We start from the raw sequence: 13,359 nt of genomic DNA on the forward strand, positions 1-13,359 counted from the left end.
TGAAGGTCACCATGAGGGCGCCCACGTCCCTCATAGTGACCTTCAGAGACCGGACGCCACGACCTTGGCGCCGCGCACCGCCGCTGGAGCCGGCGCCGACGGCCGGACGGCGTACCTGGTGACTGTGGACGGCCGATTGGCCGGCAGTGCCGGGATGACCGTCGCGGAACTCGCGGACCTGCTGCGCTCGATGGGCGCGGCGATCGCGGTCAATGTCGACGGCGGCGGCTCGTCGACCATCGCCGTCCGCGAACCCGGACAACCCGCGGCTACGATCAAGAACCTGCCCTCGGACGGCACCGAACGCCCCGTCGCCAACGGAATCGGCGTCTTCTCCCGAGGCTGACCCGCTACGGGCCGACTGGGAGTTGCCAACGGATCTCGCTGTCCGGCTGATCAAGCCACAGTCGATGTTTCCCGTCAGGCGTGACTGTGAGCCCAAGTCGCTCCCAAGTCGGCCGGCCGGCGTCGATCCACTGCCGATGTGCCCATTCGACCGATGACCAGATCGCGGTTTCACCGGCTTCGGTGACGACATTGTCGACGAGGTCGACTCGTGCCCACGAACCGTCGGAAGTCGCCAAGGTCGTAGTGGTGGGCTGCATGGTGTCCGGATCGAGGTCGTATCCGAAGGTCATGTCCGGCGGTAACCGCAGCTGCGCGAGGAACCAAGCCATGGGAGCGTCGCTCCACGGCTTGCCAGGGGTATCCGTGCTTCGGCTGGTGCCACCGTCCGCTCGCTTGGCGTGAGCCGCGGCGGCGGGCTCAGTTGCTGTGCGCATGGCCATGAACGCGGCCCAGCGCGCGGTGAAATGGCCTTCCAGCCGGTCTCCGTTACGGCGGAGGTGCACCAGGTTGCCAGCACTGATCGCGCGTTTGAGGTCGACCAGAATCGTCCCGCCATCGGCGAGCTGGCCGGCCCATTCCCATGGCACGGCCGGGACCGAGCACGTGGCGATGATGCGGTCATAGGGCGCGAACTCCGCCAGACCGTGAACACCGTCGGAGGCAACAAGTGTCGGGTGGAACCCGGCCACGGCGAGACGGTCACGAGCCAGCGTGACGAGGTTTCCGCCCACATCGACGGAGAAGACCTGTGCATCCCCCAGCCGATGAGCCAGCAGCCCCGCGTTGTAACCAGTTCCGGTGCCGATCTCGAGGACGCGGTGTCCGTCTCGCACGTCCAGGATCTCCAGCATGCGAATCATCAAATCGGGTTTCGTACTCGACGAGATCGGGCTCTGACGCCCTGCGGTGCCCCCAAGAGCGGTGACCAATGTTTCCGGCGAGTAGACGCGCTCCAAGTCGTTCGCGGTCTCGAACCGAGACCAGCCGCCACTGGGGTCCTGCTCGAACGCGGCCGGGACAAGGAGATGGCGTGGCACCGCCGACACCGCGCGGTGCCACTCCGGTGAGCGAAGGTCACCGGCGTCCTGCAGGTCGTCAGCGAGCCGACACGCGTAAACCGTCCAATCCGTGTCGAGTGTGGTCACTGGCTCCCCCGTGTGAGCAGGTCTGCGAGCTGGTCGGTCAGCGGTGCGCCTCGTGTCTTCAAGCGCGGCAGGGCCACGACCGTCGGTGCCGTGACCCTGCCGCGTTCCGTGCTACCACGACATGGTGTCGAGACGCTCTCGCCACTGCGGCGATGGTCGAGACTCTCTATCGTGGCAGCCCGTCCGGGACGGCTGACAACTCAACCGCCAAACTGGTAGTCAGTTCGTGCGATGCTCTCCGGTCGAGCGCGCTGCCCGCCACGACCGAGAGGATGCGCTGGTAGAAGGCGACCTGATACGGCTGCTCCAGAAAGACCGTGGAGACCTCGCCTTCCAAGCAGACGATCGGGGTGAAGTCGGCGAACTCCATCACCGTGAACGACGCCGCCAGCGCCCCCGCCGCACTCGGAATAATGCGCAGCTCCACGCTGGGCCGCACCGACATCCGCAGCAAGTCATGCAACTGTTCCGACGTCACCGCCGCGTCACCAGCCACTACCCGCAGTGCGATCTCATGAACGAAGAACGTCATCTTCGGCTGCGTCGACCGGTTGAAGATGCTCTGCCGGGCAAGCCGAGCCCGAACCTCACGTTCCGAGGCATGACCAAGGATCGCCCGCGCATAGTTCTCGGTCTGCAACAGCCTGGGAACCACGGCCAGCTGAACCTCCGCGAGACTCGTCGCCTTGCGCACGTTGTCGACAAGAGTGCGCTGCTCAACCACACCAGGACCGTACTGCTGCAACCAGCCTTGGGTTCCAAGATTGCCCTGGAGCCCGAACAACCTGTCCCGTTCCTCGCGCTTGACATGGCAAGCCACCACAATGCTGATCAGATCCAACTCGCTGACAGCGCGGTTTCCACTCAACAAATGCGAAAGATATGGATGCGTCCAATCGAGTCGCCGCGCCAGCTCCCGCACCCCCATCCCAGCCTCACGCATCGCAGCACGCAAACCGTCACCGAGTTCACGGCTGCGCAGGGTGGGCAGGGTTCCTTTTTCCTTCAGCACGATGCGGTCCTCGCCAAGTCCTGCGTTGTCATGTGCATACCTGGACCCTGCCGGACCCTGCCTGGTGACACCACGTCATCAACCAGGCACCTAACGTTCACATTTCCCGCATTGGTACGCTTGACCTGCGGCAACACGGCAGTCACGCTCAGCAGGGAGGGGTGAGATGACCGGCAAGCGAACGCGCCTCGCGCGGGCCCGGAAGGCGGCTGGCTACACGCAGGAAGACCTTGCATATGCGCTCGACCTCGACGTCAGCACCATTCAGCGCTGGGAGGCCGGCAAGAGCGACCCTTTACCGTACAAGCGCCCGAAGCTTGCTCATCTGCTCAAGGTGGACAGAACACAGCTCGATCAGCTACTCCACGAACAACCTGACGAGACAGCATCACGAACCGCTGGCGCCATCGATACCGGCGAAGAAGCCGCATGGGAGCTGGCACGTCGGGTTGCCGCAAGCGACGTTGGCAACGAGACGTTGTCTCAGCTCGAAAATATCGTCGATGAACTCGCGGTGGCGTACACCACGAGCGCACCCGCTGAGCTTTCCGGGCGTATTCGGGGATACCTGTCGTACGTGGCCAGGCTGATGGACGGCCGGAAGACATTGGCCGAGCATCGGCGGCTGCTGGTTGTCGGCGGCTGGCTCTCCCTCTTGGCAGCGACAGTCCACATCGATCTGAAGCAGCCAAGTGCCGCCCGAGCGCAACTGCGGACGGCCGATAGTTTGGCGCTGCACGCCGAGCATGACGAAATACGGGCGTGGGGCTATGAAACCGAGGCGTGGCGACTGCTGACCGACGGCGACTACCCCAGCGCACTCGACTTTTCTCGGCGGGCACAGGCCTTTGCACCGGTTGGCAGCTCAATTGCCATCCAGGCCGTGGCGCAGGAGGGGCGTGCGCTCGCGCGCATAGGTAACCGGCGCGAAGTGTACGGCGTCCTCGATCGTGTCGAAGAACTTGTGTCTCCGCTGCGAATCCCCGATCGGCCGGAGCATCACTATCACTACGACCCCACCAAGGCGGTGGCCTACATGGCTACCACCTTGGCATGGGCCGGTGATCCAGCCGCGGAAGGTTTTGCCCGAGAGATACTCGCAAGGCTGTCTCCCAGCAAGGACGTCGCGAAGTGGCCGCGCCGGGTGGCGGCTGCGAATCTTGACCTTGCCTTGGCGCTGATTGTCAGCGACCGGATGGACGAAGCCTGCGATGCGACCGGACGCGCCATCAGTTCCGGCCGCGTGGTCCCCTCGAATCACTGGCGAGCCGCCGAGGTCGTCAAGGCTGTCGAGCACCGCGAGTTGCCTGAAGCGAAAGACCTGCGAGAAGCCTACGAGGAACTGGTACGACGAGCGTTCCCGCCGACGCTGTGAAGGGGTCCTTGAGGGACTCTGAGTCCCTCAAGGACCCCTTCGCGACCGGCGACGTCAGCCCACGGAGGGGCCCATCCCCAGGGACTGGGGGGTGGACGCATCGGGCGACGGCTGGTGCAGGCCTTCGTCCAGGGGGCCGAACTCGGTCATCAGGGCCGCGCTGCCGCCCCACGGGGTCTGTTCCTCGGCGATCAGCGAGTTCGTCGTCAGCAGCAGCCCGGCGACCGAAGCGCCGTTCTGCAGCGCGGAGCGGCACACCCGCAGGGGGTCGATGATGCCCATGTCCATCATGTTCCCGAAGCGCCCTTCCAGCGCGTCGAACCCTTCGTCGTCGCTGAGCTGGCGGGTGTCGGCGACCACCTCGGGCGCCGAGTAACCCGCGTTGCTGGCGATCAGGTAGGCGGGCGCGCTCAACGCCCGCCGCACGATGTCCGCCCCGATCGCGTAGTCGCCCTTCAGGTCGAGTCCCGTCAGCACCTTCTCCGCGTGCAGCAGCGCGGCCCCGCCACCGGCCACGACGCCTTCCGCGATCGCCGCCCGCGTCGCCGAGAGCGCGTCCTCCACTCGGTGCTGCAACTCCTTCAGCTCGGCGGGGGTGGCCGCGCCGACCCGGATCACGGCCACCTTGCCGGTCAACGCACCGATCCGTTCGGTCAGGACGTCCTCGTCGATGCCGTACTGCGCGCGTTCGAGTTCGGCGCGCAGCTGGTTCACGCGGAAGTCGATGTCCGAACCCGTGCCCGCGCCACCGACGATGGTGGTCTTGTTCTCGGTGACCCGCACCTGCCGCGCACGGCCCATGTGTTCCAGGGTCATGTTCTCCATCGAGAAGCCGGAGACCCGTGACAGCACCGAACCGCCGACGACCGCCGCGAGGTCCTCGAGCTTGTGCAGCCTGCGGTCACCGAAACCGGGGGCACGGATCGCGACCGCCTGGAACGTGCCATTGACGTGGTTGTGCACCAACATGCTCAACGCCGTGCCCTCGACGGTTTCGGCGATCAGCACGAGCGGCCGCGGGTTGCGCATCACCTTGTCCAGCACTGGCATCAACTGCTGGACACTGGTCACTTTCTCGCTGCACATCAGAATGTAGGGATCGTCCACAATGGCCTCGAGGCGGCCGGGATCGGTGACCAGGTAAGGCGAAAGGTAACCGTTGTCGAACTCGAAGCCTTCCACGAAGTCGACGGCCATGCCGATCCGCGGGCTCTCCTCGATGGTCACCACACCGGTGTCACCGACGGTGTACAACGCCTTCGCGATGACGGCGCCGACATCACCGTCGTCGTTCGCGGAGATGGCGGCGACCCGGGCGTAGTCCTGCTCGGTCGCGACCGGGTGCGCCACCTTCTCCAGATATTCGACGAGCCTGCCGACGGCCTGATCGATCCCGCGTTTGACCAGCACCGGGTTCCCACCGCTGCTGATCGCCTTCATCCCCTCGGCGATGATGGCCTGCGCGAGGACCGTCGCGGTGGTGGTGCCGTCGCCGACCACGTCGTTGGTCTTGATCGCCGCTTCCTTCACCAGCTGCGCGCCCATGTTCTCGAACTGGTTCTTCAGGTGCACCTCGCGCGCGATCGTCACGCCGTCGTTGGTGACGACCGGTGAACCGGTGATCTTCTCGATGATCACGTTGCGCCCCTTGGGACCCAGCGTGGATTTCACCGCTTCGGCGAGCTTGTCCACCCCCGACAGCAACAGGTCGCGGGCTTCCGAGCCGAAGCGCAGTTCCTTGGCCATGGTGCGTGCTCCTCGTCTAGTTCGCCCGGACCGGGTGGTCAGGGAGTGAGAATGGCGCGACCCCGGACCCGGCCCGCGTCGAGATCGGCCAACGCGTCGAGTGCCGCGTCGAGCGGATACTTCTTGGTGTGCAAGGTGACCTGACCGGCCTGTGCCAGCACCATGAGCTCGACGAGGTCGTTGTAGGTCCCGACGAGGTTGCCGATCACGTTGCGTTCGGTGGAGATGATGTCGATCGTCGGGATGTCGATGTTGCTGCCGTAGCCGATCACGAAATGCGAACCGTTCCGCCGGGTCATGGCGAAAGCGTCCTGTTGCGCGCCTTGTTCGGCGACGAAGTCGAGCACCACTTCGGCGCCGTTCCCGTCGGTGAGGTCCAGCACCGCGTCGACCTGTTTGCCGTCGGCCAGCACGGTGTCGTCCGCGCCCAGCTTCGACGCCAGTTCGAGCGCCTCGGCGTTGCGGTCCACGACCACGATCCTCGTGGCTGTCAACGCCTTCAGCGACTGGATGCCGATGTGGCCGAGCCCGCCGGCGCCGTTGACCACGGTCACCGTGCCCGGCGGCAACAGCGGCACGGCCTTGCGGACGGCGTGGTACGCCGTGATGCCCGCGTCGGCCAGCGCGGCGACATCCTCCGGCCGGGTCTTCGAGTCCAGTTTGATGCAGGCGCGCGCGGAGGTGAGCAGGTATTCCGCCATGCCGCCGTCGCTGTCAATCCCGGGGAACGACCCGTTCGTGCAGTGCATGTCGTTGCCCGCCCGGCACGCGTGGCACAGCCCGCAGGTCGGTGTCGGGTGCAGGATCACCGTGTCGCCGACGGCCACATTGGACACCGCGGAGCCGATTTCGTGCACCCAGCCCGCGTTTTCGTGGCCGATCGTGTAGGGCAGGGTGACGCCGGACTTCTCCGCCCACTGCTCCTCGATGACGTGCAGATCGGTGCGGCACACCCCGGCGCCGCCGATCTTCACCACCACGTCGAACGGTCCCTTGGCCGTGGGCTCCGGAACGTCTTCGATGACGGGCTGCTTGTGGTAAGTGTGCAGCCGGACCGCCTTCATGGTGTGTCCTCCTGTTCCACGGAATGGGGGTACCGCGCGCGCAGCATGCCGCGGCAGACCCCCGAATTGGCTTCCTGGCTCACCCGCGTGATCCTGGCGACCCCGAGGTGTTTGTGCAGCCGGTCCGCTTCGATACGAGCGCCTGTCAGCGGATCGACGACCAGCGCGTCGCCGTCACCGCTGGGCAGGCCGAGCTCCCGTCGTCGCGCGCGAAGCCGTTCCCGGTCCGGCCCTTCGGGAGCATCACCGAGCGAAAGTGTTGCCAGCGAAGAAGAATCCGTGCCGCTCGACACCATCGCCCGGCACACCCGGTCGGTCCCGGCGAGTACGGCCTTGCGCACGAAATCGGCACGCAGGTTGTCGAGTTCGTCGACGGCCTCACCCTCGAACGAAGCGACGAAACCCGCTCTGGCCGCGACTCCGTTGTTGATCACATCGGCGGCGAAGTGGTCCCGCAGCCGCACCACGGTCTTCTCCACGCCCGGCACCGCGCTGACGGCGTCATACGCGTCGGCCACCATCAGGAACGCGAAGTTGGGCGCACAGAAGTACGTCGGCAGCCGCAGCCCGACGACGGCCTCTCCGCCGGCGCTGACAGTGTGGTGCTCGACGAAGCCGAGCTCGGTCAGCGGCGCGTCCAGTTCGGGATCCCGGACGGTCGCCAGCGCCGACCAGACCGCCACGGTGAGCGCGGCGGTCTGGTCGGTGTACGCGGTTCCGGCTGTCACGGCGACGGAACGCCGACGGGCTCGACGGTCTTCGGCGCGTCGAGGCTCAAATCGGCCGGGACTTCGATGTCGTACAACCTCGCGGCGTTGAGCCCGAGGATCTTCTTCTTGGCTTCGACACTGAGCTTGCCGTAGTCGGAGAACTCCTCGCCGTCGGGCATGTTCCAGTCGACGAATCCTTCGACCTGCCAGCGCGGTTCCCAGATCGCGTAGTCCGCGCCGAAGAGCAGTTTGTCCTCGCCGAGCCAGAACATCAACTCTCCCATGACCTTCGCGAAGAACCGCGGCCTGGCGTGCATCAGGCCGCCGATGACCACCGACAGGCCGGCGTAGACGTTGCGCTCCTGCGTGGCCATGAAGCAGAAGTCCTCGATCCGCGGCAGGCCGACATGCTCGACGATGAAGTTGAGCTCCTGGAAGTTGGTCGCGGCGTAGTCGACGTCCGAGACGTCGAAAGCGTCCTTGTCCAGCGGCCAGATCGTCGGTCCTTTGTGGATGTGGATGTTCTTGACGCCCAGTTCCTGGCACTTCTCCAGGTACCGCGACGCCTCCGGGGACTTCAGGCTCCAGCCACGGGAGTCACCGCGCCACTCGGCCGTGTACAACTTGGCACCCTTGCAGCCCCACCGGTTTACCCGTTCCTCCAGCGCCTTGAGCCCGTCGTCGCCCTCACGCGGGTCCCAGTTCGTGTTCACGATGAACCGGCCGGGGTGCCGTTCGGCCATGGCGCCGTTGGCTTCGGTGGTGTTGAAACCTTCCTTGTACCACTGCTTCAGGCTCGTCGGCTGGAAGATCGCCATGTCGACGTGGCCGACGTCGAACAGGTCCTTCATCATCAGGTCTTCGTCGTACTTCTGGAACTGCTCGATCGGCCAGTGCGTCTCGGGCGGGCCGAGCCCTTGGTAAGCATGGAAGCACTCGATCCAGCCCTTCGCGTATTCCTCCTGCCCGGCTACCCAGTTCTCCGGACTCGCGTCCCAGAAATGGGTGTGACCGTCGACCACGAAGTACTTTTCGCCGTCCTTCTCGTACACGGTGACTCCTCCCGGCTGAATCGAGTGCTTCTCCGCTAGGAGCGGGCTACGAGGTCGAAGTCGAGGTACTCGGCCGCGTCCTCGGGGTTGGCGAACATGATGGTGCGGTCGTCGAGGTGGACCATCCGGCCGTAGTGGGTGGACATGTTCTCCTCGAACTCGGCCGAGTTGAACCAGCCCTCTTCCTCACCGGCGGCCTCGTCGATCTCGGCGTAGATCACGTCCATGCGCCCCTTGGCGTCGACGCGGATCATCGACGGCAACGGCATGATGGTGACGTTGTCCTTCGTGCCCATCACCTCGGCGACGATCGCGCCGACCTGGTTGTTCATCAGGGTGAAGCCGCACATGTTGGACGCGGTGTGGTTGGACTTGTACGGGCTTTCCGACGTCTTGAAGGTGGTCACTGGCCCAGCTCCTTCGGTGCTTGCAGACCCAGGTCGGACAGGATGCCGCTGAAGCGGCTCTTCGCGCGGTCGAGACCATCTTCGAAGCGGTGTGGCTTGACATCGGGCTGAGACCACAGGGGCTGCATCGTCCGCGCCGCGGTGATGCAGCGGGGCACCCAGGTGCTCAGCCACTGCTGCAGGATCTTGGTGTTGTGGTCGGCGAATTCGCGGTCGTTGACCAGCAACTCGAACATCGCGCGGGTGTAGCGCAGGTCACGCGCGGAATAGTCGAACTCCTCCGCACCGACCACCGTCGGTGTGACGAAGTCGCCGTTGGCCGGGGCCGCCTGCTGCACGAGATTGCTTCGGAACAACTCTCCGACGAGGGGCTCGAAGACGATGTTCGCGGCGAAAATCGCCTCGCACCAGTCCCAGGTCTCGGTGAGCTGTTCGGCGGTGTCCCGCACCCCTTGCCAGGCCGGGTCTTCGTTCCACGTCTTGAGGTGCGCCGAGCCGTCGAACCCTTCGATCTCCTCGCTGAGCGTGAGGTTGTACAGCGCCAGGTCCTGCGCGGACCTGATGCGGTGCATGCTGTTCACCGAGATCGCGTTGTTGTGCATGTTGGTCGGCGCCCGGCGGTTGGCATTGGCGAACAGGTACAACCCGAGACCGTGGTCCACATGCATCCAGGCACCCACGTGCTGCGCCACGAACTGCACCCAGTTCGGGTTCCACTGCTCGAACGCCTTCGACTGGCGGGCAGCGTCGACGTTCTGGTTCAGCTGACGCACGACGTTCGCGTTGTAGCGATAAAGGGTGAGCTCCCATTCCTCGTTGGGGTCGCGGAACTCGTGCCAGCCGAGAGCAGGCCAGTCGTAGCCCTTCCCGCCCGAGCCGGGGAACCGTTCGGGCACTGGCCGGTCCGAACCCCAGGCCTTGAGCACCGTCCACTCCAGCGGGTAGCCGCCTTTGCCGTCGGCGAACCCGTACAGCCAGCCCTGGCTCAGGTAATGCCGCGGATCGGGCTGGACTTCGACGGTGACGTCTTCGTAGTGGCTTTGCTTACGCTTCTTCGGGATGAAATAGTTGAATCGGCGCGCGTTCGAATCCGGGAACACCTGGGCGCCGGCCTCCGCGTCGGTGAAGACAGGCTTCGGCACGCTGCGTTCTGACGTGGTTGTCATCGGCTTTCTTTCCTTTGTCCTCGTGGTCCTTGCCTTGTCTTCAGTCGTCCGGGTCAGTCGTCCGGGTCAGTCGTCCGGGTCGCCGGTCGTGGTGAACTTGTCGTAGAAGATGCGCTTGTCCGGGACACCCAGCGCGGGCAGTAACTCCAGTGCCGCCTCGACCATCGGCGGCGGCCCGCACACGTAGGCGTCGGTCCGGCTGAGGTCGCTTTCCTGTCGCCGCAGCACATCGGTGATCAGGCCGACCTCGCCGTCCCAGTCGTCACCCTCGGCGGGTTCGGACAACGCCGGTACGAAGCGGAAACCCGGGATCTTCTGTTCCAGGTCGCGCAGTTCCTTTTCGAAGCACAGGTCTTTGCGGGTGCGCGCGCCGTAGTAGTAGGTCGCCTTCCGCTCGATGCCACGATCGGCCATCGAGCGGAGCAGCGACAGGATCGGTGCCATCCCGGCCCCGCCGCCGACGTAGATCAGCTCCTTGTCGGGCGCGTCCCGCAGGGTGAAGACGCCGAACGGCCCGGTGATGTCGAGCCTGTCGCCTACCGAGACCTCGGTGTCCAGAAAACCCGAGAACAACCCGTCCGGGTAGATCTTGATGACGAACTCGAGCAGCCCGCCCTCGGCCTTGCCGGGGATGTTGGCCATCGAGAACGACCGGGTGTCGTCCTTTCCTGGGATCGCGAAATCCATGTACTGCCCGGGAAAGAACTTCAATGACGTGGGTTCCACCAGTTTGATCACGAGCCGCCGCAGGTCGTGCGTGACGTCCTCTTTGGACACGACCTCGGCGACGGCCTGCTGGATCGGCAGGCCGGACCGAATCATTTCCTCGTCGTAGTTGAGCAGCTCGATCGTCAGGTCCTCATAGGCGTGCGCCCGGCACAACAGCGTGAAGCCTTCCTCCTTCTCGTAGTCGGGCAGTGCGAAAGTCGAATAGCGGTCGTGATCCACGTCGTCGCCGTCGAGGATGAAGGACTTGCACGACGCGCACTGTCCCTCCTTGCAGCCATGCATGAGCATGATTCCCTGCTCCGCCGCGGCGCGCAGGATCGTCTGGTCCTCGTCGACCTCGATCTCGATCCCGACCGGCTCGAAACGGACCTGGTGCTTTTCTCCCATCGCTGCCTGCCCTCGAGTCGAACGGTGCGGCCCACTCAGGAGGGGCGGCGGGCGAGCGCGCCCCTCCTGAGCTTGGCCGCCGGGAGGCGATCAGGCTTCCGCCCGTGCCGGGCGGCCGGCCGGGCCCTGGCGGTTGTAATCGGCCTGGAACGCCGCACGCTCGTCGTCGGTCATCTCGTTGAGCAGCACGTTCGGGCTCTGCAGCGGCGGGCACCGGCGCAGATGGTCGAGCGTCCACATCTTCTTCGGGTCGAGATCCAGATGTGGTTGCGCCACCAGGGTTTTGCCGTCGTCGCGGACGTAACCCATGTCCGACACCACGTCGGCCCAGTTCCAGCCGTGGTACAGCGTCTCCCACTCACGCTTGCCGATCAGCTGGCCCATGTTCGGCGTGTTCCGTCCCTGATAGGTCGGGCGGAACGCCTCGGCGTCGGTCCAGCGGCAGGCTTCGTGGCAGTACGTGCGCCACTGGCCGTCGACCTTGTCGGTCACCATGTCCTCGCGGACCAGGCACGGCACCATGCACGTCCAGCAGCGGTGCGGGTACACGTAGTCGACGTCTTCGAGCGCGATCGGGTTGTGCCCGTTCGGCACCGACAGGCGCGAGTAGTTCTCCCACCACTTGCCGTACTTGTCGTACCAGCCCGGGTACTTGAACTCGAACCACTCGAAGTCCTCGTCGGTCATCGGGTCGATCCGCCAGTAGTTGGCGAGCCACCCGGTGGCGAAGAACTGCGCGACCTCGTGGACGTAGCCCTTGTCCCAGATCTGCGTCCAGGCCTCCTCGATGAGGTCGTGCGGGATGACCAGCCCGTACTTCTCCAAGGGGACGAGGTAGCTGCGGTAGTAGTCGTCGTAGATCCACCGGCGCCACATTTCGGCGTAGCTTTCCCGGTCCTTACGGCGGTCTTTCGTGCCGTACTCGATGAACGTGCCGATGGCGGCGTCCACCACGCGGTGGTTGTTCCACCACGCGTACCTCAGGTCGCGTTCGAGCAGCTGATGGTTGCTCTCGTCGGACAGCGCCATGAGCAGCGTCGCGTACCCGTTGCTGATGTGGCGCGACTCGTCGGACTGGACCGAGTGGAACACCGTCGGCAGCAGGTAGTCACCGTTGGCGGCGGCTTCGGCGGGCATCGCGACGAACAGCGTGTTGGTGAACGCCGTTTCGGCCACGATCGTCAGGTAGATGCTCGCCGCGGTGATCGCGTCACCGGTGATGAACCCTTCGGCGAACTGGCGGCCGATGGTGCCGCAGTAGTCGTTCTGGAAGTTGCGCAGGCTCGAGTTGAAGCCGGCGGGGTCGATGTAGTTGTTCATGTACAGGCGCTTGAGGTTCTGCTGGATCGTCGAGTGCCTGACCTCGTCGATCATCTGGATGGCCTGGCCATTGTGGAGTTCCGGGTTGGGGACCGTGCGGAACAGCAGCGGCATCGCACGGGCCGCGGAGATCTCCGGCAGCGGGATGATGGACAGGAACAACTTCTGCCACTCCAGCCACCGTTCCTGTACCTGGCGGAACATATTCCCGCGGATCGCGCCGTCCTCGGCGCCGTACACGCGGTGGTCCTTCTCTTCCTGCATCGGGAAGTACGATCGGAGGACCTGCTTGAGCGGGTCCTTCTTCTTGGCTTTCTTGAAGGTGTAGTCGGTTCCGTAGTGCGACACCGGCTGGTGGTACACCGGTTCCCACGACAGCTCCTGGATCTTCTGGTGGGCTTTCGCCACGCTCTGGCGGCTCATCAATCACTCCTTACCCGTCGCCCTGACCAACGGAGACCGCGTCGCCCGCCCTGGCCGCCTATCCGGTTCAACGGCCTGGTCATGGGGCATCAAGTCCTGCCTTTCCGATTACAAGGCGGGCCGCGCCGAACGCGAGTCTCAATTCGAGACAGGGCTTCGGGAAAGATCATTTGTCGTCTAGCATCGCCGCTCGCAACGCCGCCAGCTGCTCGGTGACCTCGTGGCGGATCCGCGCGTCGCCCTCGGCCGCCGGAGTGATGCCGAAGGCGCGGAGCATCTCCGCGGCAGGCACCCCGGGGTCGCCGGCGTCGCTGAACGTCGGATGCAGCCCTTGGTCGACGAGGTGGTGGAACACCGCGTTCACGATCGTCCACGGATTGTAGGTTTCCTCGGCCGGTCCATCGTGGTTCATCAGTCCATGAGACCGCCGCCGCCGACGTCCACGCGTCTCAAAGTGAGACGCGAAAGCCGCCTG

General features: G+C 65.1%; 13 protein-coding genes. 2 read left to right on the plus strand and 11 right to left on the minus strand.

The window, feature by feature from the left end; genetic code table 11:
* Nucleotides 1-64 precede the first annotated feature (64 nt).
* Nucleotides 65-346 carry a phosphodiester glycosidase family protein gene (locus tag VGP60_RS34845; RefSeq protein WP_327552442.1) on the plus strand — a complete coding sequence of 94 codons (282 nt, stop codon included), beginning with the start codon at nt 65-67 and terminating at the stop codon, nt 344-346.
* A gap of 4 nt (nt 347-350) precedes the next feature.
* Here VGP60_RS34845 and VGP60_RS34850 read toward each other — a convergent pair whose 3' ends face one another.
* Together VGP60_RS34850 and VGP60_RS34855 are read right to left on the minus strand one after the other, a co-directional pair.
* Entirely contained in the window at nt 351-1,493 is a 1,143-nt protein-coding gene (locus VGP60_RS34850; protein ID WP_327552443.1) for a methyltransferase domain-containing protein, read from the minus strand.
* Nucleotides 1,494-1,659: 166 nt separating this feature from the next.
* Nucleotides 1,660-2,505 (minus strand): helix-turn-helix transcriptional regulator, encoded by an 846-nt coding sequence (locus VGP60_RS34855; protein WP_327552444.1) that lies wholly within the window; start codon nt 2,503-2,505, stop codon nt 1,660-1,662.
* Between the two features lie 166 nt (nt 2,506-2,671).
* On the opposite strand from VGP60_RS34855, the gene VGP60_RS34860 reads away from it, so the two are divergent.
* Nucleotides 2,672-3,880, plus strand: coding sequence for a helix-turn-helix transcriptional regulator (locus VGP60_RS34860; protein ID WP_327552445.1), 1,209 nt, complete (start codon nt 2,672-2,674; stop codon nt 3,878-3,880).
* A gap of 54 nt (nt 3,881-3,934) precedes the next feature.
* On the opposite strand, the gene groL is transcribed toward VGP60_RS34860, so the two are convergent.
* The 9 genes from groL to VGP60_RS34905 all read right to left on the minus strand — a co-directional run bounded on the left by groL (nt 3,935) and on the right by VGP60_RS34905 (nt 13,296).
* On the minus strand, nt 3,935-5,626 hold the full coding sequence (gene groL / locus VGP60_RS34865; protein WP_327552446.1) for a chaperonin GroEL: 1,692 nt from the start codon (nt 5,624-5,626) through the stop codon (nt 3,935-3,937).
* 38 nt (nt 5,627-5,664) lie between these two features.
* A complete protein-coding gene (locus tag VGP60_RS34870; RefSeq protein WP_327552447.1) occupies nt 5,665-6,690 on the minus strand; it encodes an NAD(P)-dependent alcohol dehydrogenase in 1,026 nt (341 codons plus the stop codon).
* Nucleotides 6,687-7,418: an iron-sulfur cluster assembly protein gene (locus VGP60_RS34875; RefSeq protein ID WP_327552448.1), complete on the minus strand. Its 732-nt coding sequence runs from the start codon at nt 7,416-7,418 to the stop codon at nt 6,687-6,689. The genes VGP60_RS34870 and VGP60_RS34875 overlap by 4 nt, the downstream gene beginning before the upstream one ends.
* Nucleotides 7,415-8,452, minus strand: a complete 1,038-nt coding sequence (locus tag VGP60_RS34880; protein ID WP_327552449.1) for an amidohydrolase family protein — start codon at nt 8,450-8,452, stop codon at nt 7,415-7,417. The genes VGP60_RS34875 and VGP60_RS34880 overlap by 4 nt, the downstream gene beginning before the upstream one ends.
* Before the next feature lie 35 nt (nt 8,453-8,487).
* Nucleotides 8,488-8,859: a propane 2-monooxygenase effector subunit MimD gene (mimD, locus tag VGP60_RS34885; protein WP_327552450.1), complete on the minus strand. Its 372-nt coding sequence runs from the start codon at nt 8,857-8,859 to the stop codon at nt 8,488-8,490.
* Nucleotides 8,856-10,025 (minus strand): toluene hydroxylase, encoded by a 1,170-nt coding sequence (locus VGP60_RS34890; RefSeq protein ID WP_327552451.1) that lies wholly within the window; start codon nt 10,023-10,025, stop codon nt 8,856-8,858. The genes mimD and VGP60_RS34890 overlap by 4 nt, the downstream gene beginning before the upstream one ends.
* A 66-nt stretch (nt 10,026-10,091) precedes the next feature.
* Nucleotides 10,092-11,141 carry a 2Fe-2S iron-sulfur cluster binding domain-containing protein gene (locus tag VGP60_RS34895; protein WP_327552452.1) on the minus strand — a complete coding sequence of 350 codons (1,050 nt, stop codon included), beginning with the start codon at nt 11,139-11,141 and terminating at the stop codon, nt 10,092-10,094.
* A 90-nt stretch (nt 11,142-11,231) separates the two neighbouring features.
* Nucleotides 11,232-12,884: a methane monooxygenase gene (locus tag VGP60_RS34900; protein ID WP_327552453.1), complete on the minus strand. Its 1,653-nt coding sequence runs from the start codon at nt 12,882-12,884 to the stop codon at nt 11,232-11,234.
* Between the two features lie 166 nt (nt 12,885-13,050).
* On the minus strand, nt 13,051-13,296 hold the full coding sequence (locus tag VGP60_RS34905; protein WP_327552454.1) for a hypothetical protein: 246 nt from the start codon (nt 13,294-13,296) through the stop codon (nt 13,051-13,053).
* Between the last annotated feature and the right edge of the window lie 63 nt (nt 13,297-13,359).

It is taken from the genome of Amycolatopsis sp., assembly GCF_036008905.1.
GTDB lineage: Bacteria > Actinomycetota > Actinomycetes > Mycobacteriales > Pseudonocardiaceae > Amycolatopsis.